Annotated in this window: 17 protein-coding genes; 3 read left to right on the forward strand and 14 right to left on the reverse strand. The window is 50.3% G+C overall.

The annotated features are described in order from the left end of the window. The 6 genes from ACO6V1_RS11610 to glyQ form a co-directional block, all read right to left on the reverse strand. A partial coding sequence (locus ACO6V1_RS11610; protein ID WP_422466939.1) for a hypothetical protein occupies nucleotides 1-461 on the reverse strand: 461 nt, incomplete at its 3' end. A 163-nt stretch (nucleotides 462-624) separates the two neighbouring features. Beyond that, nucleotides 625-3,417 carry a tetratricopeptide repeat protein gene (locus ACO6V1_RS11615; RefSeq protein WP_422466941.1) on the reverse strand — a complete coding sequence of 931 codons (2,793 nt, stop codon included), beginning with the start codon at nucleotides 3,415-3,417 and terminating at the stop codon, nucleotides 625-627. Between the two features lie 352 nt (nucleotides 3,418-3,769). Then, the gene (locus ACO6V1_RS11620) at nucleotides 3,770-4,540 is read right to left on the reverse strand and encodes a lysophospholipid acyltransferase family protein (RefSeq protein ID WP_422444490.1); all 771 of its coding nucleotides are present in this window, start codon (nucleotides 4,538-4,540) and stop codon (nucleotides 3,770-3,772) included. Then, nucleotides 4,540-5,118, reverse strand: a complete 579-nt coding sequence (gene gmhB / locus ACO6V1_RS11625) for a D-glycero-beta-D-manno-heptose 1,7-bisphosphate 7-phosphatase (RefSeq protein WP_422466943.1) — start codon at nucleotides 5,116-5,118, stop codon at nucleotides 4,540-4,542. Before gmhB ends, ACO6V1_RS11620 begins: the two co-directional genes overlap by 1 nt. Nucleotides 5,119-5,374: 256 nt before the next feature. Further along, the gene (glyS, locus tag ACO6V1_RS11630) at nucleotides 5,375-7,486 is read right to left on the reverse strand and encodes a glycine--tRNA ligase subunit beta (protein WP_422466945.1); all 2,112 of its coding nucleotides are present in this window, start codon (nucleotides 7,484-7,486) and stop codon (nucleotides 5,375-5,377) included. Continuing rightward, complete coding sequence (glyQ, locus tag ACO6V1_RS11635; RefSeq protein WP_422444494.1) at nucleotides 7,486-8,451, reverse strand: glycine--tRNA ligase subunit alpha; 966 nt, start codon at nucleotides 8,449-8,451, stop codon at nucleotides 7,486-7,488. Before glyQ ends, glyS begins: the two co-directional genes overlap by 1 nt. A 222-nt stretch (nucleotides 8,452-8,673) precedes the next feature. On the opposite strand from glyQ, the gene ACO6V1_RS11640 reads away from it, so the two are divergent. Beyond that, a complete protein-coding gene (locus ACO6V1_RS11640) occupies nucleotides 8,674-9,537 on the forward strand; it encodes an HMG-box domain-containing protein (RefSeq protein ID WP_422466947.1) in 864 nt (287 codons plus the stop codon). A 299-nt stretch (nucleotides 9,538-9,836) separates the two neighbouring features. Here ACO6V1_RS11640 and ACO6V1_RS11645 read toward each other — a convergent pair whose 3' ends face one another. The 8 genes from ACO6V1_RS11645 to ACO6V1_RS11680 all read right to left on the reverse strand — a co-directional run bounded on the left by ACO6V1_RS11645 (nucleotide 9,837) and on the right by ACO6V1_RS11680 (nucleotide 19,246). After that, nucleotides 9,837-11,288: a TrkH family potassium uptake protein gene (locus ACO6V1_RS11645; RefSeq protein ID WP_422444498.1), complete on the reverse strand. Its 1,452-nt coding sequence runs from the start codon at nucleotides 11,286-11,288 to the stop codon at nucleotides 9,837-9,839. 189 nt (nucleotides 11,289-11,477) lie between these two features. After that, the gene (locus tag ACO6V1_RS11650; protein ID WP_422466949.1) at nucleotides 11,478-11,885 is read right to left on the reverse strand and encodes a hypothetical protein; all 408 of its coding nucleotides are present in this window, start codon (nucleotides 11,883-11,885) and stop codon (nucleotides 11,478-11,480) included. Between the two features lie 130 nt (nucleotides 11,886-12,015). Beyond that, nucleotides 12,016-13,077 (reverse strand): hypothetical protein, encoded by a 1,062-nt coding sequence (locus tag ACO6V1_RS11655; protein ID WP_422466950.1) that lies wholly within the window; start codon nucleotides 13,075-13,077, stop codon nucleotides 12,016-12,018. A 91-nt stretch (nucleotides 13,078-13,168) separates the two neighbouring features. After that, on the reverse strand, nucleotides 13,169-14,542 hold the full coding sequence (gene trkA, locus ACO6V1_RS11660) for a Trk system potassium transporter TrkA (RefSeq protein ID WP_422444504.1): 1,374 nt from the start codon (nucleotides 14,540-14,542) through the stop codon (nucleotides 13,169-13,171). Next, nucleotides 14,543-15,862, reverse strand: coding sequence for a 16S rRNA (cytosine(967)-C(5))-methyltransferase RsmB (gene rsmB, locus ACO6V1_RS11665; protein WP_422444506.1), 1,320 nt, complete (start codon nucleotides 15,860-15,862; stop codon nucleotides 14,543-14,545). A gap of 17 nt (nucleotides 15,863-15,879) precedes the next feature. Then, nucleotides 15,880-16,824 (reverse strand): methionyl-tRNA formyltransferase, encoded by a 945-nt coding sequence (gene fmt / locus ACO6V1_RS11670; protein ID WP_422466952.1) that lies wholly within the window; start codon nucleotides 16,822-16,824, stop codon nucleotides 15,880-15,882. After that, on the reverse strand, nucleotides 16,824-17,321 hold the full coding sequence (def, locus tag ACO6V1_RS11675; protein WP_101746989.1) for a peptide deformylase: 498 nt from the start codon (nucleotides 17,319-17,321) through the stop codon (nucleotides 16,824-16,826). The genes fmt and def overlap by 1 nt, the downstream gene beginning before the upstream one ends. A gap of 83 nt (nucleotides 17,322-17,404) precedes the next feature. Next, on the reverse strand, nucleotides 17,405-19,246 hold the full coding sequence (locus ACO6V1_RS11680) for an extracellular solute-binding protein (protein ID WP_422444511.1): 1,842 nt from the start codon (nucleotides 19,244-19,246) through the stop codon (nucleotides 17,405-17,407). Between the two features lie 315 nt (nucleotides 19,247-19,561). Between ACO6V1_RS11680 and ACO6V1_RS11685 the strand changes: the two genes are divergently transcribed. Further along, nucleotides 19,562-20,563 carry a LysM peptidoglycan-binding domain-containing protein gene (locus tag ACO6V1_RS11685; RefSeq protein ID WP_422466954.1) on the forward strand — a complete coding sequence of 334 codons (1,002 nt, stop codon included), beginning with the start codon at nucleotides 19,562-19,564 and terminating at the stop codon, nucleotides 20,561-20,563. A 121-nt stretch (nucleotides 20,564-20,684) separates the two neighbouring features. Beyond that, nucleotides 20,685-21,818, forward strand: coding sequence for a DNA-processing protein DprA (dprA, locus tag ACO6V1_RS11690; protein ID WP_422444515.1), 1,134 nt, complete (start codon nucleotides 20,685-20,687; stop codon nucleotides 21,816-21,818). Nucleotides 21,819-21,915 lie beyond the last annotated feature (97 nt).

Below are 21,915 nucleotides of genomic sequence, written 5' to 3' on the forward strand. Positions count from 1 at the left end.
TCTATTGATTTCAGGCAATCATCAGTTCTTCCTGAATTGAACAGGGCTCTTGCTTTAAGTTGGTGTGCACGTAGATAGAGAAGCCGACTCAAGTTGGAATAAGTATCTAATATCTCTTTTGCTATTTTGAGTGCATTATCATTATCACCTGCTGTTAAAGAGCTGAACCCTTCATTGATACAGGGCATTTTACCCTGTCGATGATAGCCTGCACCCGGTTGAGAATGGGGTGGGGGGCGATGATGAAAACCTTGAAATTCCTTCCTGTTTTCAGGGGTACCCAGGCTCCTGGGTATATAAACAGGCGTTGCATTGGATGCCCCTTGTAACTGTTGTATGTATCTTACGGATCTATTAAAACATGGCCTCTTATAAGGAGCTGCCTTATCTCCATGGTATTTGTTAGCCTGATGACCAGCCAGAAAAGGCTTACGAGCGTCAGGATAAGCATTATTATCCATGTAACGAACTTCGGATGCTTTCATGCCGCAATGGCCCCCATAGTTACTGAGTGACTCACAGGTCTCCATGACTCTTTTATCATTAGGCCTGATTACCACTGAAGCTACGCATCAGTATGAGACTTTCACCCAATACTATGGCTGAATTTTTTGGGAACCCAGGTTATTCTCGGACAGTCTTAAGTCCGACAGGAAGCCTTGCTAAAAAAGTACGCTCTATTTTCCTCCAGTCTTCAGTTTTTAGCCGGTCCTGTCGGTAAGGGTGCAGTTTGTTAGCTTCGGTAAAATATTCATAAACCAGGTTTTTCAATTCATCTTTTGAAAAGAAATCCTGTGTTTTCTCAACAGGTAATAATGCTGCGATACGAAGGCAGTGCCCTAACTGACTAAAAGATGATGCATCGAGATACTGACTTTTTTCTATTGCATTACATCCATGCTCAATGGCTTTAGCCAAAAGCCCTGGAATTTCCTTGCTTTGACCAGAATAAATGCACTCTCTGAAGTAACGGATGCTGGTACACAAGTCCACTTCAGGCCCGACAAAACCATTTTTATCAAGTTGCATTTGGTCAAACTGACGCCAGTTCATTAAATCGACATGAATGTCGCCAAGGGCCAGTTCGATTTCCTTGTCGTTGCAGGGGGTGCCTTCATGCCCCGAGCGGTCGTTGCGCAGCTTGATAAAGATCGCCAGTGCTTCCTGATATCGTCCCATGCTCTGGTATTGCCGACCAAGGGCCAGTTCAATGTCCTTGTCATTGCAGGGAGTGCTTTCATGTCCGGAGAGGTCGGTGCGCAGATTCTTATAGACTGTCAATGCCTCCTGATGACGTTCCATGTACTGGTATTGTCGGCCAAGGGTTAGCTCTATGTCCTTATCGTTGCAGGGAGTACCTTCATGCCCGGAGCGGGTGGTGCGCAGTTGGTTAAAGATCGCCAGCGCCTTCTGATGCAGTTCCATGTGCTGGTATAGACGACCAAGGGCCAGTTCAATTTCCTTGTCATTGCAAGGAGTGTCTTCATGCCCGGCGCAGTTGGTGCGCAACGTGGTAAAGATCGTCAGCGCCTCCTGATACCGTCCCATGTACTCGTATTGTCGGCCAATGCTTAACTCTATGTCCTTGTCGTTACAGGGAGTGCCTTCATGACCAGAGCGGGCGATGCGCAGTTTGATAAAGGTCTTCAGCGCCTTCTGATACTGTCCCATATCGTGGTATAGCCGACCAAGGGCCAGTTCAATGTCCATGTCGTTGCAAGGCGTGCCTTCATGTCCGGAGCGGTCGGTGCGCAGCTTGATAAAGATCGTCAGTGCCTCCTGATACCGTCCCATGTACTGGTATAGCCGACCAAGGGACAGTTCAATGTCCTTGTCATTGCAAGGAGTGTCTTCATGCCCGGAGCGGTCGCTGCGCAACTGGTAAAAGATCGTCAGTGCCTTCTGATACCATCCCATGCAGTCGTATTGCACGGCAAGGGCCAGTTCAACTTCCTTGTCGTTGCAAGGTGTGCCTTCATGCCCGGAACGGTCAGTACGCAGCTTCAAAAACATCATTAGCGCCTCCTGATGCCGTCCCATGTCCTGGTATAGCCGACCAAGGGCCAGAGCAACTTCCTTGTCTTTGCAGGGAGTCCCTGGATGCCCGGCGTGGGCGGAGTACAGCTTCTTAAAGATCGCCAGTGCCTTCTGATGCAGTCCCATGTCCTGGTAAAGCCGACCAAGGGCTAACTCTACGTCCTTGTCGTGGCAGGGATTGTCTTCATGTCCGGAACGATCGGTGCGAAGCGTCTTAAAGACCGTCAGCGCCTCCTGATACCGTCCCATGAGCTGGAATTGCCGACCAAGGGCCAGTTCAACTTCTTTGTCGTTGCAGGGTGTGTCTTCACTCCCGGAGCGGTCAGTGCGCAGCTTGATAAAGATCGTCAGCGCCTCCTGATATCGTCCCATGTACTGGAATTGCCGACCCAGGGTCAGTTCGATTTTCTTGTCGTTGCAAGGTGTGGCTTCATGCCCGGAGAGGTCGGTACGCAGCTTGATAAAGATCGTCAGCGCTTTCTGCTGTAGTCCCATGCTCTGGTATAGTCGGCCAAGGGCCAGTTCTACTTTTTTGTCGTTGCAGGGAGTGGCTTCATGTCCGGAGAGGTCGGCACGTAGCTTGCAGAAGATTGTCAGCGCCTTCTGATACAGACCCATGTCCTGGTATAGCCAGCCAAGGGCCAGTTCTACTTGCTTGTCGTTGCAGGGAGTGGCTTCATGTCCGGAGAGGTCAGTGCGCAGCTTGATAAAGATTGTCAGTGCTTCCTGATGCTCTCCCATGCGCTGGTAATGTATGCCAAGGGTAAGATAATTATTTCTTTTATCGTTGTCCTTAATTGAGTGATTTTTATAAATGTCCTTAAAAACAAGCAGCGCTTCAAACATGAGTTTTTTGCCTTGCAGTGCTTTGCCTTTTGTCATCAGTAACCATTTGTTAAGGGGAGGTTTTACCTGTTCTATTGATCGCAGGCAATCATTAATCAGCCCTGAATTCAACAGGGCTCTGGCTTTAAGCAGGTTTGCACGCAGATAGTTACGTCGACTCAAGCTGGTATTATTCCTTAATATATCTTCTGCTAATTTGAGGGCATGATCATTATCACCTGCGCTTAAAGAGCTGAACCCTTCATTAATACCGGGAATTTCCCCCTGTCGATGATAGCCTGCACCCGGTTGAGAGTGGGATGGGGGACGATGATGAAAACGTTGAAATTCCTTCCTGTTTTCTGAGGTACCCTGGCTTCTGGGTATATAAGACGTGGCATTGGATGCCCCTTGTGGCTTTTGTATGTATCTTATGGATCTGTTAAAGCCTGGCCTCTCATAGGGGGCTGTCTTATTTCTGTGGTATTTATTAGCCTGATGACGGCGGGCCAAAAAAGGGTTATGAACTTTTAGATGCGCGTTATTATTATCCATGTATTAATTCTTTGAACACTTTTTCCTGCTTTCAGCACATTCAGTGCAACGCAGGATGCGTTAGTATGGGGTGAAGCATTTATCCTCGGTGGTAATAACAGATCGTGAGTCCCATACATTGTTTGCCACCGCGAAAGAAAAACTCAATTCAGGCACATGTATTTTATAATTATTGTCATGGCATCAGACTTGATACCGGCTGAGTATAGCAGGGCAAAACCAGCTTCTTCGGATTTTTCTGAAATCGCAAAATGAACGCACGTATCAAATATTCATACTCATCACGGGAGTTAAAAAGTTCGATTGGTATTACAACCAGGCTCCAAGGTACTGAGTGATAAATAGCAGTCGGTTATTGCATCGTTTGCAGCGCACGTGTAATCCAGTCACGGGTGGTATCATTTACTTCTGCCACCGAAAGGGATTTTGTTTTGATGACGGGCCCGATCTCTACCTGAATCGTTCCGGGGCGTTTTATCCAGGAGCTGTTCGGCCAGAAAACCCCGGCGTTATGGGCTATGGGAAGAATATCCACTGCCGCCGCTTTCGCCAGCCCTGCGCCACCACGGGAAAACTTGCCCGGTTCACCGGGAGATGCGCGTGTTCCTTCCGGAAAAATAAGGACCCAGACGTTATGGGCAAGTGCCGCTTTACCCTGCTCTCTGACCTGCTGAAGTGCCTGCCGGGCATCCTTACGATTAATGGCGATGGGCCTGATTTTTTGAAAAGCCCAGCCAAAGAAGGGGATTTTCAGTAGCTCCTGTTTGATCACCTGAGTCTGGGGAGTTAATAAGGTTTGCAGGAAAAACGTTTCCCAGGTGCTTTGATGGTTACTGATAATGACACAGGGAGAATCAGGAATATTCTCTGCTCCGGTTACACGCCATCGAATTCCGCAAATTAAACGACAAAGGTATACTGATACAACAGCCCATGTTTTGACAAAAATGCGATGACGGAGATTAAACCTGAAAGGGTAGATAAACAGAATCATCAGCATTGCCCAGAACACAGTCCAGACTGCCAGCGACAAATAAAAGACAGTTGTCCTTAAGACAGAAAAGGTAGTGGCCATTGACCGGGTCACTGCCCGGGTAGTTGCAGAACCGACAGCTGATGACATTAAAATCCCTCTGAAAGTAGTTCTTCTACAAAGCTGTTCAGATTGTTATAAACAGCTACATCCCTGCTACCAGATAGGCTACCAGAAATCGCTTCCGGGTGTTCGATGAGTTTAGTGTGGGTTTTAACGCCTTTACCCGTCAGTACCAGGGCAACTTTACAGCCACTGCTGACCCCTGCCTGAAGATCACGCAGTGAATCGCCAACCATCCAGGTTTCTGCCGGGCTGGCATCGTAGTCGGTAAAAATCTGGTCAATAAGCCCTGTTGCCGGCTTTCTGCATTGACAGTGGTCATCCGGGCCGTGTGGGCAGTAATAGATGCCATCAATATGACCTCCCTGCTCTTTGACCAGCCTGATTAGCTTGTCGTGCATGGCATTGAGCGCTTTGCCAGTGAAGTAGCCACGGGCTAACCCGGACTGGTTGGTCGCTACGACGACGCGATAGCCCGCAGATGACAAACGGGCAATGGCTTCAATACTTCCCGGAATAGGAAGCCATTCATGTTCAGACCGTATGTACTGGTCTGAATCCTCATTGATAACGCCATCCCGATCCAGAATAACAAGCCTGGTCATAGTGCTCCTGAAACACATAAAAAAAGTGCGGCTAGTACATCATTTCGATGAGTTTGATGTGTACAATCTCCGCTCACCCTGAGCGTCCTTCGGCTCCGCTCAGGAGGCACGGACGATGGGTGATTGGCACAGTATTCAGGGTATGGAGTTTGCGCCTTTCGACTCCGCTCAAGACGAGCGGAGTTTGGAGGTCAATAAAGGCACCCATCACTCACATTGAAACCATGTACTAGTGCCGCACTTTATCAGGTTGTGCTTAGCTTTTCTGTAACAAAGAGATATCCGCTACCTGCAGGAACAGGCTGCGCAATTGCTTCAGCAGGGCATAGCGGTTCAGGCGGATAGCTTCATCTTCAGCATTGACCAGCACCTGGTCAAAGAACAGGTCAACCGGTAGCTTCAGTGCCGCCAGACTCTCCATGGCCAGCGCGTAACGGCCTTCTGCCAGAGCAGGGGCAATTTCCTCTTTCTTGGCAAACACAATGTTGGCGAGCTCACGTTCAGAAACTTCGCTGAGCAGTGTCTCATCCAGTGCGTCAGGAATAATGATATCCCCGGCTTTCGCCAGAATATTGGATACCCGCTTGTTGGCAGAAGCCAGGGCATCCGCTTCATCCATGGCATTAAAGCGGGTAATGGCTTTTATACGACGATCAAAGTCCAGTGGCCGGGTAGGGCGTAATGCCTTGACGGAGTTAATGACCTCAACCGCAATGCCTTCTTCCTGGTAAGCGGCATCAAAACGCTCCAGCATGTAATTGACGACTGTCGTATTAAGGTTACCCAGTGCGGGCAGAGAAACACCTTGCTCCTGATAGCCGAGAATTGCCTGATCGATCAATGCTTCCAGATCAAGATTGAGTTTCTTCTCAACAATGATTCGCAGCACACCGATGCTGGCACGACGAAGTGCGAAAGGGTCTTTACTGCCGGTTGGCAGCTGATTGATACCGAAAATACCGGTAATGGTGTCCACCTTATCGGCAATGGCAACGGCACAGCCAATCAGTGTTGAAGGTAGCTGGTCACCGGCAAAGCGGGGCATGTACTGTTCATACAGCGTTTTGCTGACTTCGGGATTTTCACCGTCGTTGTCGGCATAGTACTGACCCATGATGCCCTGCAGCTCGGGAAACTCCAGCACCATTTCAGACACCAGGTCAGACTTGCACAGTTGACCGGCACGTTCAGCCAGCGAGGCATCACCACCTTCCGTTTGTGCAATGTAAGACGCAAGTCGTGCGATACGTTCTGTTTTGGCAAACACTGAACCCAGTTGTGCCTGGAAGACAATGGGTTTCAGTTTTTCACGACGATTGTCTTGTGTATGTTTACGGTCAGTGTCGTAGAAGAACTTGGCATCGGCAAGACGCGGACGAATGACTTTCTCATTACCTGCCACAACAAGGTGAGGTTCGGCACTGTCAATATTGGCCACGGTAATAAAGTGCGGCAGGAGTTTCCCTGCACTGTTTTCCACATGGAAATATTTCTGATGGCCTTTCATGGAAGAGATCAGTGCTTCCGACGGAACGGCCAGGAACTCATCATCAAAATGGCCACAAAGAGCGACCGGCCATTCATTGAGCGCGGTGACCTCATCCAGAAGGTCCGGATCAATCACCGAATGACCATTAATCGTGGCAGCCATCTGTTCAACCTGCTCACGGATAATGTCGCGACGGGTTGCAAAGTTGGCAATCACTTTGCCCTGTTCATGGAGAACCTGAGCATAGTCAGCAGGGTTGTTGATGGTGATTTCCCGGTTCCCGTGGAAGCGATGACCACGGGTTGTGTTACCGGCTTTCAGACCGAGAATTTCGCAGTCAATAATCTGATTGCCCAGCAGCATCAGCAGCCAGTGAACGGGACGGACAAACTCGGTACGGCTGGCACCCCAGCGCATACGTTTGGGAATGGGCAGGTTATTCAGAGACTGGGTAATAATTTCCGGCAGCAAATCTTTGCTGGCCTGACCCGGTTTGACCGAGCGGTAGACCAGCCATGCACCTTTCGGTGTTTCTTCCTGTTCCAGGTCTTCAAAATTAACACCGTTAGAACGGGCAAAACCAAGGGCTGCCTTGCTTGGGTTGCCTTCGGCATCATAGGCGGCTTTGACTGCAGGCCCCTTGCGCTCAAGCTGTTGATCCGGCTGTGCGGTATCCAGGCCTTTGATCAGCAGAGCCAGACGACGGGGGGCGGCAAACGACTCATAATCGGTAAATGTGATCTGGGCCTGCTCAAGACCGGAAAGGATGCCCCGGGTAAACGCGTCAGACAGGCTTTTTAATGCCTTTGGTGGCAGCTCTTCCGTGCCCAGCTCAATCAGGAAGTCTTCTTTATGTGCTTTATTCAGGGAAGTGCTCATTATTTTTCCTCCTGCGCGGTTTCTTTGGCAAGAGATGCCAGAACTTCATCACGAATGCTGTCATTCGCAAGGGGGAAACCAAGCTCACGACGCTTATCGAAGTATGCTTTGGCGACCGCCCTGGCCAGCGTTCTGACGCGCAGGATAAAACGCTGGCGTTCCGTCACCGAAATCGCGTGGCGGGCATCCAGCAGGTTAAAGGTGTGTGAAGCTTTCAGAACGTACTCATAAGCTGGCAGAGGCAGGCCGGTATCAACCAGCTTCCGGGATTCGCGTTCAAAGAAATCGAACTGTTTGAACAGCTCTTCCGTGTCAGCGTGCTCAAAGTTGAAGGTGGACATTTCAACTTCCTGCTGATGGAACACATCGCCATAAGTGACCGGACCCTGTGGACCCACCGTCCAGACCAGGTCATACACGTTATCAACATTCTGGATATACATGGCCAGGCGCTCAAGACCATAGGTGATCTCGCCGGTAACCGGGTAACACTCAATACCGCCGACCTGCTGGAAATAGGTGAACTGGGTGACTTCCATACCGTTCATCCAGACTTCCCAGCCAAGACCCCAGGCACCCAGTGTGGGCGACTCCCAGTTATCTTCGACAAAACGAATGTCATGAACCAGTGGATCAATGCCCAGTTGCCGGAGAGATTCCAGGTACAGCTCCTGAATATTATCGGGGGATGGCTTCATCACCACCTGGAACTGGTAATAATGTTGCAGGCGGTTGGGGTTTTCACCATAACGGCCATCGGTTGGGCGACGGCTGGGCTGAACATAAGCCGAGTTCCAGTTTTCCGGGCCGATGGCTCGCAGAAAAGTGGCTGGGTGGAAAGTACCCGCACCCACTTCCATATCCAGTGGTTGCATGATAACGCAGCCCTGTTGGGCCCAGAATTGTTGCAGGGCGAGGATCAGCCCCTGGAATGTATAGATATCTGGTGTGCTCTGGGAAGTCACTTTTCTACCTCTTGGAGGCTCAAATGTAAACGGGTCGTTTTTTGAACATTGAGCGTTGTGTTGCGAGCAATTATCGATGACCGGTTTATTCACCTGGCGCAGGTTTCCCTATGAGTGATCACTCGCAGGATTCGACTGTAAAAATAGAGAGGGAGTATACCGGTTTGTGCGATTAAGTTTAAGCTGTGGATAAGTTGTGAACAATGTGGGTAAACATTAAGGGTGTCTATTGGGAACTTAATAGCTCAAAAAGTTGTCCAAGCCGATTTTAAAGAAAGAGGTTTTTTAACAGTGCATGTAACGAATTCTGGTCCAGTTGGTGCGCCGTTTTCTTATCCTGCGAGGGAGCCTGAAACTAATAATAGAAAAAAGGTGGAAACAACTGCCTCTGTAAAATCAAAGCACAATCACGTACCCAGGCCCAGGAATGCATTTTTTATTTTTCGCAGCATGAGGGCAAAGGAAGTAAAGCCATTATGCCATCAAAGTGAATTCTCCAAACTGGTGGCCGAAGATTGGAAAAAAATGTCAGAGAAGGAGAAGGAGCGTTTTGTTAAGGAAGCCACATTAGAAAAGGATGAACACAAAAAAAAGTATCCTGATTACAAGTATCACCCCAGAAAGCGCAAAAAATCCAATGCTGAAAGCGAGTTAAAAGGCAAAACTGTAACAAGTCGGAAAGTAGCCCATCCCAAAAGGCAGCGTTCTGGTAATAATCCTGTTTCTGACGTACGGCAATCGGACAAGAAATCCGTGATCGCGCAAAAGGCGTCAAGCGTTGCTCATACCCGTGTTAAGCCAAACCAGGTAACGCATAAAGTATTGAGCCCTTCGGGCTTAACAGATCATAGTACCCAGACACCTGACAACAATAATGTCGCTCCCTTGCGTCAGGATTTGGTCTTCAGGGATGTTTCCTGTCAAACAGATATCAGTCTTATTTATTCAAATAAGGGAGACGATAATAAGCTCAAATCAGGCGTGGTAAGGTTTAACGAGTCTGAGATTGCTGATTTTTTGAATCCATTGGATGAATCTCAATGGCTCAGGGTTCTGGGGGGTGAGAGCCTGATGGAAGGACTATAATCCTCTGCATTCCAACCGGAAACTCTTCTTCATGGTTCTTATTGATGCTGCCTTCGGTTAGGAATTGCCCCAGAATAATTTGCACATTTCTGAGTTCAAAACTCCGTTCGTCCTGAGCCTGTCGAAGGGCGTGAACTCCGGCCTCATGTATTGTGCCTATCACCCTTCGATACTTCGACAAGCTCAGCACTCAGGATGAACGGAGATCGAGCTCAAAATGTCGAAATTATTTCGGGACAACTCCTTAACCGCTGCTTTATTTAGAATATGTTACCTTTGTTCCGGCCGCTGTAATGGCATTAATAACGCCAGAAGGTTGGAGTAAACAACACCAGAAGTGTAAAAATTTCCAGGCGTCCCAGTAGCATGGCAAACGCAAGAATCCACTTTGCGGCATCGGGCAGGCCCTGGTAACTGAACGCTGCTTCGCCGAGCGCGGGTCCGAGATTATTCAGGCAGGAAGCAATGGTTGAAAATGCCGTAGTAAAGTCTAAACCCGCTGCCAGTAAAGCCAGAAAGAGAAGAACAAACATCAAAATATAAGTGGCAAAGAACCCCCATACCGCTTCACCCACCCTTGGGCTCACGGGTTTGCCACCAATCTTGATGGTTAAGACCGCATTAGGGTGAACTAAACGACGAAGTTCTCTCATTCCCTGTTTGGCAATCAGAACAACCCTGATGACTTTCATTCCACCTGCGGTAGAGCCTGCACACCCCCCCATAAAACTGGTAAAAAACAACAGCAGGGGCAGAAACGTTGGCCAGGCAGAAAAGCTGGAGGATGAGGTGTAGCCAGTGGTTGTGGCTACGGATACCACTTCAAACAGACCATAGCGGAAGGACTTGGCAAGGGGATAAGTATCAGAAAGATAGAGCGTGGTAACGGTGATTGCGCCAACAACACCCAAAATGGCCAGAAACCACTTAACTTCCGGATCCTGAATATAGTGGGTCAATAACTTATTGCGCCAGGCGGTAAAATGCAGGGCGAAATTGATCCCGGCAATCAGCATGAAAAAGATGGCCACAGAGATAATCATGGGGGAGTTGAAGTGGCCCATGCTGGCGTCGTAAGTAGAAAAACCGCCGATGGCGATGGTGGTGAAACTGTGGCAGATCGCGTCAAACAGGTTCATCCCCGCTAACCAGTACGCCAGGGCACAGGCGGCCGTTAGAAAAAGGTAAAGAAACCAGAGTGCTTTGGCGGTCTCGGTAATTCTGGGCGTTAGTTTTGAATCTTTAACCGGTCCGGGAGTCTCTGTTCGATACAGCTGCATACCGCCGATCCCCAGCATCGGCAGAATGGCCACTGCCAGCACAATAATCCCCATGCCACCAAGCCATTGCAGCTGCTGGCGGTAAAACAGAATAGAGCGGGGCAGATGCTCAATGCCGGTCAGAATAGTGGCTCCCGTGGTTGTTAAGCCGGACATGGACTCAAACAGTGCGTCAGTGATACTGAGTGCCGGGCTTTCCATCAATAGAAATGGCAGTGAGCCCACTGCACCCAGAACAATCCAGAGCAGCGCCGTGACCAGAAACCCTTCACGAGTGCGCAACTCATCCTTGATATGCCGGAAAGGGAACCAGAGGAGAACGCCCAGCATTAGTGTCAATAGGAAGGTATAGATGAAAATGGACATTTCCTGCTCTTGATAAAGCAGTGCCACGACAATCGGAGGAAGGCTGGACGTACTGAACAAAATTAACAAAATGCCCAAAATGGGAAGAATAACCTGAAACTGCATGGTGCTCCTGCTTCATCCAGTGCAAGCACCCGGCGATATGGAAGTAAGGAATTGCCGGGCGCTCAAACAACCTGCCATGTTGTGTTCTTATAATGGCTATAAGAAATTCTAATTTTATGCTGTAGCAGGTTACTCCCAATCCATGGGAAAAATAAAGCCTGAACGACTTTTGTCAGATAAAAAAGGGGACTAAAGGATATTACACCTGGGGGGTAAATCAATCACCGACGTTACCAACAAGTCAGACCGTTCGGTATCATTGGTGGCAGCCGGGTTGCTCATCAGCGGTTCTCCACCGCTTGCTGAGGGGGCTGAGCTTCCATTATGACCTGTTGTCTGTTGTTCACTCATCCAGTATGCCGCTAGCAGCCAACGGTAGGCCGTTTCTTGGTCGTTGGTGACATCTTGTGCTGTTGTGGTTCCGGTCATTGCATGAACGGGTGTATCTGCTTTGACAGAAACCATTGGGCTCACTATTGCTACAGGTCGGCCAGCAGTGGACCATCTTTTAATGAGGTCGGTGCTTTGCTGGTCAGTTTCGATACTGGCAGGATCAGGCGGCGTGGCCGTTCTGCTGGCGGTCAGTCTTGTGTCCAAGGTTGTTTCCTATCGATGCTATCGTATTTAGCTCCCTTAGACATCAGTTATCAGGAATAGTTTCCTGTGATGGATAACCACAAAGCAATGGTTTAAAAGAACCCAAGACCCGCTATTCTCGGACAGCCTCCTAGAGGATATTACACCTGGGTAGTAAATCTGTGATAGATTGCAAATATCCTCTTCCAGTGATAAAGCGCAAATATTCTCTTTGGTAGTCTGAAAGTGAGCTATCGTCTCTCATTCGACGAGCAAAATCCTGTACTGCCTGATGGTCCTCACAATATGTTTTGAGAGACCATTCTGCAGCCCCTTTCGTTGCCTTGATTACGTTTTTTGTCTGGCTTGTTGTTGGTCCAATAACCTTTAGTATTTTCTCAAGATATTTCTCTTCTCCGGTTGCAAAGAAACCTGACCACCAAAAATCAAGCTTTTCGGGGCACACTCTGTTACTGTTAATCCATTTGGCCAGTTCAGAACTCCCTTCGATAATCTCAGAGGCCAGCGCACCACATTTAGCTGATTGAATTGGCCAGTTGTTTTTTTCAGATATCAGGGCAATTACAAAAGGAAGCTTATGCTTCAGGCATCCTTCACCCGTGTCGAGATGATCAAAATGGAGGTCTGTAAGCTTTTCAAACTGGCGAAATTTAGCTTCTGAAGGATCACGATAGAAATTTACCGACAAGTCATACAATTCACGCCTGGCCTTTTCAGTTTCATTGATGGCAGCCATATTGCTCATCAACGTTTCCAGCAAGTCAGACAGTTCAAGCTCGGGCTGTTCAGTATCATTGGTGGAAGCCGGGTTGCTCATCAGCGGTTCTCCACCGCTTGCTGAGGGGGCTGAGCTGCCATTATGACCTGTTTCCTGTTGTTGATACCTCCGGTGTGCCACTAGCACGTAACAGTAGGCCGTTTCTTGGTCGATGATGTCATCTTGTGCTGGCCGGTGAAGTAAGGCCCGGTCTGGGTTGATGGCGTGAGTGACATCTTGTGCTGTTGTGGTTACGGTAATTTCCTGAACAGGTGTATCTGCTTTGACGGAAGCTTGTGGGCTTACTGTTTCTACAGGCCGACCAGCGGCGGAGCCTCTGTTATTGAGGCCAGTGCTTTGCTGGTCAGTTCCGATACTGGCAGGATCAGGCGGCGTGGCCGTTCTGCTGGCGGTCAGTTGATTGCTTGTGTCCAAGGTTGTTACCTATCGATGCTATGGTATCTAGCTCCTCAGACATCAGTTGTCAGGAATAGTTTCCTGTGATGGATCGCCACAAAGCAATGGTTTAAAAGAACCCAAGACCAACCTGGAAGAGTTGCTCAACTTCACGGATTTTGCGCTTATTGGTCAGGAAGAGAATCACATGATCGCCGGACTCAATTCGGGTGGTATCGTGAGCAATCAGCACCTGATCATTACGAACAATCGCACCAATGGTCGCGCCCTGGGGTAACTCCACTTCCTGAATGGTTTTACCCACCACTTTGGAACTGTGTTCATCGCCATGGGCTATTGCCTCGATCGCTTCAGCAGCGCCTCTGCGCAGTGAGTGAACGTTTACTATATCGCCGCGTCTGACGTGCTTGAGCAGGCTGCCAATCGTGGCCAGTTGTGGAGAAATCGCAATATCAATTTCACCGCCCTGTACCAGGTCCACATAGGCGGGGTTATTGATCAGTGCCATGACCTTACGGGCCCCCAGGCGTTTCGCCAGCATGGAGGACATGACATTGGCTTCATCGTCATTGGTCAGCGCACAGAAGATATCGGTATCTTCGATATTTTCACTGATCAGCAGCTCTTTATCGGAGGCGTTGCCGCAGAAAACCATGGCTTTGGTGAGCGTTTCAGACAGGAACTGGCAACGTTCCATATTGTGCTCAATGATCTTGACCTTGTATTGGTCTTCCACGGCCTGGGCCAGGCGCAGGCCGATATTGCCACCACCGGCAATAATGATGCGCTTGTAGTCATCATCCAGCCGCTGCAGCTCGCCCATCACGGCCCGGATATCTTCACGGGCAGCAATAAAGAAGACTTCATCATCCACCTCGATCACGGTGTTCCCCTTGGGCATGATGGCATTGCCACGGCGGAAAATGGCGGCAACCCGGGTATCCACATTGGGCATGTGTTCACGGATATAACGAAGCTCGTGACCCACCAGCGGGCCGCCATAATAAGCCTTCATGGCCACCAGCTGGACACGACCCTCGGCAAAATCGAGAACCTGAAGGGCTCCGGGACGCTCCAGCAGTCGGTTGATGTAGTTAGTAACCACTTGCTCCGGGCTGATAAGTACATCAATCGGCAGTGCGGCATTGGCAAACAGGCTCTCATTTTTCAGGTAAGCGGCCTGACGGATACGGGCAATTTTGGACGGCGTGTGGAACAGTGTGTAGGCAATCTGGCAGGCCACCATATTCACTTCATCACTGTTGGTGACCGCCACCAGCATATCGGCTTCATCGGCCCCGGCCTGTTTCAGCACCCCGGGAAACGATGCCTTGCCCTGGATGGTTCGTATATCGATTTTATCCTGCAGCTCACGAAGTCGCGTGGTATCGGTATCGACCACGGTAATGTCATTTTCCTCACTGGCCAGGTTTTCTGCCAGTGTGCCACCCACCTGACCGGCACCGAGAATGATAATTTTCATTTAGGAATCCATCTTTACCATCAGGCTGTAAAAAAATCCGTCGCCGCTGTTCACAGAGCTGCCAGAGCCGGGAAAAAGCTGCTTGCCAAACCCGGTATCGTGACCCCATGGACCGTCAATGGACTGCAATCTGGCATCCGGAGTTTCTGACAGGAACTGCTCAATCTGCAGATGGTTTTCCTGAGGCATGATGGAACAGGTGGCGTAGACTAACGTGCCGCCGGGTTTCAACAGGGGCCAGATAGCCTTGAGGATTTTCTGTTGCAGCTGAGCCAGTGCATCAATATCTTCTGCCTTTCTCAGCAGTTTGATATCCGGGTGGCGACGAATAACGCCGGTTGCTGAGCAGGGGGCATCCAGAAGAATGTGGTCGTATGCCTTGCCCGGGAACCAGCTGTCGGGATCCGTCGCGTCACCGCACAGAACATTCGCCGTCAAACCCAGTCTTTGCAGATTTTCAGCCACTCTTTCCAGGCGGACGCTGTCGGCATCCAGTGCATCCACCGTAATATCCGGGTTCAGTTCCAGCAAGTGACAGGTCTTGCCCCCCGGCGCACAGCAGGCATCGAGAATATGATCACCGGGTTTCGCCGATATCAAGGTCGCTGCCAGCTGGGCTGATTCGTCCTGAACACTGGCAGCCCCCTCATGGAACAGTGGCAGTTTATCAACGGCACTGGGCCTGCCCAGGGTGATGGCCTGCGGGGCAATTTTGGACTGTTTCGCCGCGATACAGTCATCCAGCAGCTTTTTCAGGTATCTGGCGGGCTTGATCTTCTGTTCATTAACCCGGAGGGTCATGGGAGGAGGCTGATTGTTACCCGTAAGAATGGCTTGATAATCCTCTGGCCAGGCCCGTTTAATGGTATTGATCAGCCATTTCGGGTGTGACCAGCCGCACACCGGGCTGCGCTCTTCCAGGTCATGCAACTCTTCAACCCGGCGCTGGGCATTTCTGAGAATGCCATTGACCAGGCCCCTGGCCCAGGCCTTACCCATGGTCCGGGTTGCCTGTACCGTCTCACCAATGGCGGCATGGGGAGGAATGCGGGTAAAGAACAGTTGATACAGACCAACCAGAATCAGGTTATGAATGTCCTGCTCTTTTTCTTTCAGGGGTTTCTCGGTGAGAAACTTAAGCCAGGCATCCAGCCGGTGGTAGTAACGGAGTGTGCCATAGGAAAGCTCAGCCAATAATGGCTGGTCTTTTTTCGACAGTTTTTCCTGCAACTGCGGCAATACACTGCTCAGTGATTCGCCCAGAGTTACCCGGGTGATCGCCCGTGCTGCCAGCTGTCGAACAGAAGATTGTTTAGCCATATCAGGTAAAAAAGCGCCTAACTGAATTGTTTTCCGGTGCTGAACATCGCTTTTTTGCTGTTCAGCAGCTCCTGCACCGTCATTGCACGGCTTCCAGCCAACTGCAGCCGTTTAATGCGCAGGGTGCCTTCATGGCAGGCAATATCCAGACCCTCTTTATCAGCCTTGATCAGGGTTCCCGGCGCTTCGGTTGTACCTTCTTCCAGGGCTATTGCTTCCCAGACACGGATGTTCGTGTCATCCAACGCGGTGATCGCCACAGGCCAGGGATTGAATGCCCGAATCTGCCGGTCCAGGGCCTGTGCGGATGTTTGCCAGTCCAGCCGTGCTTCTTCTTTACTCATCTTATGGGCGTAGTTTGCCAGGTTGTCATCCTGTTTTTCCGGATGAATATGGCCAGCGGCAATGTCATCAAGCGACTGAACAAGAGCAGGCTGACCCACTTCAATCAGACGGTCATGAAGGTCCGATGCGGTATCGGTTGGGTGGATGGGGCAAAAAGCTTTCAGCAACATGTCGCCGGTATCCAGTCCGGCGTCCATCTGCATAATGGTGACACCGGACTCAGTGTCACCGGCTTCAATAGCCCGCTGAATCGGCGCTGCTCCGCGCCATCTTGGCAAAATGGAGCCATGCACATTAATACAGCCCAGCTTTGGAGTGTCGAGCACCGCCTGTGGCAGAATCAACCCATAGGCAACCACCACCATCAGATCAGCATCCAGAGCGGCAAGTTCCTGCTGAGCGTCTGCATTTCTCAGGGACTTTGGCTGAAAAACGGGAATATTGTGGGCAACAGCCAGGGATTTGACCGGTGAGGGCATGAGTTTCTGACCACGCCCTGCAGGTCTGTCCGGCTGGCTATAGACGGCGATCACCTGGTGTTGGCTATCCAGAATGGCCTGAAGGTGTGCGCTGGCAAACTCAGGGGTTCCGGCAAAGATAATTCGAAGGCTTTTCATCAGTGTTTTCTTTTGCCAAGCTTTTTCCTGATACGATCCTGTTTCAGGCGGGACAGCGTGTCGATAAACAGTTTTCCTTCCAGGTGATCCAGCTCGTGCTGGACACAGACCGCCGCCAGTCCGTCATAATCCCGTGTGTACTCATTGCCATCGCGATCTAAAGCGGTGAGTCTCACTTGAGCGTAGCGGTCCAGCAGTTCATAAAATCCGGGGACTGACAGACAGCCTTCCTGAAAGTCGGACTTTTCATCGCCGATGGGCTCATAGCCGGGGTTGATAAGCACCTGGGGCTCGTTACCTTCTTCAGAAAGATCCATAACCACGATGCGCTGATGAATATCCACCTGGGTTGCCGCCAGACCCACGCCCTTGGCGTCGTACATGGTCTCCAGCATGTCATCAACGATACGTCGAATGTCGTCATTGACCTCCGCTACAGGTTTGGCAACCGTACGAAGTCTTTGGTCAGGGTATTCAAGTATTTCCAGTAGAGCCATCAGTGATCTCAGGTGAGGCAGTCGATAATGAAGTTTGTTGACCTTTCAGTATATCTGCAAATTCAGTCTGTACCTAGCCGGACTTATTCCGCCTGCCACCAGGTATTGATGATCATGGGGTAATCCGTGGTTACTGCCGGTCGCTTGATATTGCTCTGGAGAGCAAGTCTGACTTTGCCAAAATACCAGAGCGGAATACCGTAGTGATTCCAGAGCAGCACCCGGTCAAGGCTGTGAATAATGGTTTCCAGCTCTTTCTGGCTCTCGGCTCCTGGTATTTTCTCCAGCAGCGCATCAATCACCGGGTTTTTGATACCGGCCAGATTCTGGGTATCGGGTATATCCGCATTACTGGAGTGAAAGTACCTGAATAGCTCACTGCCCAGCGAGAGTCCCAGGGAATAGGCATTACCCATGGTATCAAAATCCAGCTTTCTCACTCGCTGTAAATAGTTACTGATGTCGAGAACCCGGTATTTCAGCTCAATACCGATGCTGGCCAGGTTCTTTTTAAATGGCAAAACAAGCCTGTCCGCCAGATGACTGGAAGTGATCAGCTCAAACGTCAGCGGTTCTTGCTGTTGGTTGACCAGTTTGCCCCCCTTGAACTGCCACCCTGCTTCATTCAGTAGAGCCAGTGCCTGTTGCTGTTGGGCTCTGATCGAACCATCGCCCCGGGTTTTGGGGGATAAAAATGGCTGATGGAACAGGGCATCGGGCAGTTGCGTGCGAAATGGGGCTAACAGCGTCTGTTCATGGGCAGAGGGCAGACCTGAAGCGGCGTATATGGAGTTTGGAAAGTAACTGTTGGCCCGGACATAGGCGTTTTCAAACAGTGTCCGGTTGCTCCACTCGAAATCCAGCAGATAGCCAAGCGCTTTTCTTACCCGAATATCATTAAAGGGAGCCCGGCGGGTGTTGAACACAACCATTGGGCTGCCAATAATCATTTTGGTTGGAATTTCAGCCTTTATCACTTTGCCAGAGATGATATCGGGAAAGTTGTAGGCCCTGGTCCAGTTTTTGGCCATGGGTTCAAAATAGAGACTAAGCGCCCCGGATTTAAAAGCTTCAAAGGCGGTGGTCAGATCCCGATAGAAATAGAGCGTGATCTGATCGAAGTTGTATTTGCCCCGGTTTACCGGCAGATCCTTCCCCCAGTAATCCTTAACCCGGGTAAAGGTAACCGATGACCCTCCTTCCACATGGGTGATTTTGTAGGGGCCGCTGCCCAGTGGCGGCGTCAGTCTGGATTTTCCGTTAAGCCCGTCTTGCCAGTAGTGCGCAGGCAGAACCGGCAGCTCGGCAGCACAGAACAGTTGATCCCGGTTGCCAGACCTCTTGAAGTGAAAGCGAACCCGGTGTTGATCAAGAACCTCAACACGCGCAATAGGCTTAAGCTGAATCTGATATTTGACCGGGCCTTTGGCGCGCAGGTACTCAAAAGAGAACGCAACGTCCTCTGCCGTAATCGAATGGCCATCATGAAAGCGGGCGTTGGGGTGGAGGTTAAAGGTTATCCATTGGCTGTTGTCAGGGTACTCCACTGATTGGGCAATCAGGCCATAAGCAGAGCGGGCTTCATCGCCGGTCGGGCTGTAAGCGCCCGTACCCACCATCAGGGGTTCGTTCAACCCCAGAAAGCCCAAGGTAAAAAATCGCAGCGGTGAGATTTGGGAGATGTGGGTTCCGGTTTGGGAATATGGATTTAACGTATCAAAGACACCAATGGCGGCAATATTCAGTTTGCCTTTTTTCGGGGCGTGAGGATTGACGTAATCGAAGTGCCTGAAGCCTTCCGGGTATTTAAGATCGTCAAATCGTGAGAGTCCGTGTGACTTATGCAGGATGGGCGTTTCTGCTATCACCAGCAAACTGACAACAGAGGCTAACGCTGCCAGAAGCATCAGGCTTTTCTGTTTCAAAGTCGCTCCTTTATCCAAGCCACACCGGGATACTGGCTCAGGAAACTACAACAACAATTAATAGTAGCCTTATTCTTTCTGATCCAGCGCTGAGAATGCAGGGCTATTTATGTGACCTGATCTTGAGAATCAGGTACTAAAGCCGAGAACTAACAGAGAGCCGATTGCCCACAGGCTGAAGCGGTTGATACACTGATTAAACGAAGAAATCTGGTGTGGCAACATACACTCAACAGGCCCTAACTTAAACTAAAAACTATTCAAGGGATCGGGACGACAATGAGACGCTTTGCTCTGGCAGGAATCCTGCTTTGCATGTCTTCACTGGGACTGGCATTCGATAGCCCGGTAAAGGCAGACTCCCCCAGCAGGTACACCGTTGAGAAAGGCGATACCCTCTGGGATATATCCACTACGTTTCTGGACAGCCCCTGGTTATGGCCGGAAATCTGGCACGCTAACCCCCAGATAGCGAATCCCCACCTGATTTACCCTGGCGATGTGGTCAGTCTGGTTTATATCAATGGCCAGCCCAGGCTGATGATTTCCAGTCGCGGGAAGCCAGGTCGAACGATTAAATTAACACCAAAAATCCGGGTGAAGCCCGGAGAGTCAGCAATCCCGGCGATTCCTTTGAGTGCTGTGCAAAGTTATTTAAAGGGCGGTCATGTTTTTTCCAGCGAGGAGCAGCTGAACAACGCACCTTATGTATTTGCTGCGAAAGATGGCAAATTGGCTTCAGGGGCCGGGGATAAAATATACGCACGGGGGGATTTTGCCGGGCACAACCTGCGATTTGATGTCGTCCGCCGTGGTCAGCAGATTGTTGACCCGGAAACCGATGAATTGCTGGGGCTTATTGGTATTGATGTGGGAACCATCAACTTGAGTCGTGTCAGGGAAGGGGTTGCCTCCATGGTCGTGCAGGACAGCAGAATGGAGATGAAACCCGGTGACCGGGTGGTCAGCCAGGATGCCAGCGGACTGGTCACGACGTTTTTTCCAAGAGCGCCGGCTGCGCCTTTAGAAGGCATTGTCACCGCCAGCCTGAACAACACCAAAAAGGTTTCCAAGTTTGATACGGTGGTCATCAACAAAGGAGAACGGGAACGTCTCAGGCAGGGGGATGTCCTGGCCGTCTATCGAAAGACACAGGAAGCCCTGGACCCATTTACCAATGAACAGGTTACTCTGCCATCCGAGAGAATCGGTTTGGTGATGGTTTATCGACCTTTTGAAAAAATGAGCTATGGTATTGTGCTATCAGCTAAAGAGGATATTGAAGTTGGCTATATCCTCCGGAGCCCACAACCATAAGTAACCATTTATTCAAACAACAGCCCGAATGTTTACCGGGTGCTTCATTGGATGTGTGGCTTATTCGGACAGAGCTGTTAATAACCAGAATAAGCCACACAACTCCCGGAAAGAGAATTCAATGATATACACTGATACCGACCAGAAGGACTGGTTACAGCTGCTCCCTTGGCTAACCCTTTCCCTGATTCCGGGGCTGGGACCCATCAAATCCAGCCAGCTTATCGACAAATTTCAACATCCCAGCCAGCTTTTTTCCGCATCATTTAACCAACTGAAGGGTATTATTCCGGAGAAACTGGCCAGTTTGCTGGTCAATGCCCACAGAGACCCATCTATTCAGAAACAGTTGCACCTGACACAGACATGGCTGGAAGCCAGTCAGGCCCATGCCATTGTGACACCGGATTCCCATCTCTATCCCAAAGCGCTGAAAGAGCTGCCTGATGCACCGGTTGTGCTCTACGTCATTGGTAACAGTCAGCTAATCAGTGAGCCACAGCTGGGCGTTGTCGGTAGCCGGAGGCCGACACCCAATGGTCGCCGGGTGGCCCGGGAATTTTGTGAACACTTATCAAGAAGTGGCCTGGTGATTACCAGTGGTATGGCACTGGGTATCGATGCAGCTGCCCACCAGGGCGCACTGGGTTGTTATGGTGCGACAGTTGCCGTGTTGGGTACCGGTGTGGATCAGGTTTATCCGGCAAGGCATGAGGACCTTTATCAGTTGATTGCCAGTCAGGGGGCCATCGTCAGTGAATATCCACTGGGAACGAAACCCTTTGCCGGTAACTTTCCCCGTCGCAATCGTATTCTGTCCGGTTTATCCCTGGGAGTTCTGGTGGTTGAAGCCGCACTGGAAAGCGGCTCGTTAATCTCGGCAAGGTTGGCTGCGGAGCAGGGGCGTGAGGTTTTTGCCATACCGGGGTCGGTGCTGAACCCGTTAAGTCGAGGGTGTCATAAGCTGATCCGAGAAGGTGCGGTGCTGGTAGAAAGTCCTGATGACGTGTTAATTGAACTCGCACCACAGCTCCATGGTGTTATGAATGAATTCTCTCCATCCACTCCCAGTCGCAAAGAGACAGACCCACTGCGGCTTAAAGTTATTGAGGTGATGGGGTTTGACGTTGTCAGTGCAGATCAAATCAGCACACTGTCCGGGATTCCTTTTGCGGAGCTTTCTGTAGTGCTGACCGAAATGGAGCTTGATGGCGTAATAGAGTCCACATCCGGTGGTTTTATTCGTCTTGGCTGATTTGTGAATCAGCGGAAAGGATCGTGCTTTACATTTCCGGGTGTTGCTTCTGAACTTCTCTTGCTAGACTAGCGAACCTTACTGGTGATGCTTCGGA

The sequence above is a fragment of the Endozoicomonas sp. ALC013 genome, assembly GCF_049310205.1.
GTDB lineage: Bacteria > Pseudomonadota > Gammaproteobacteria > Pseudomonadales > Endozoicomonadaceae > Endozoicomonas.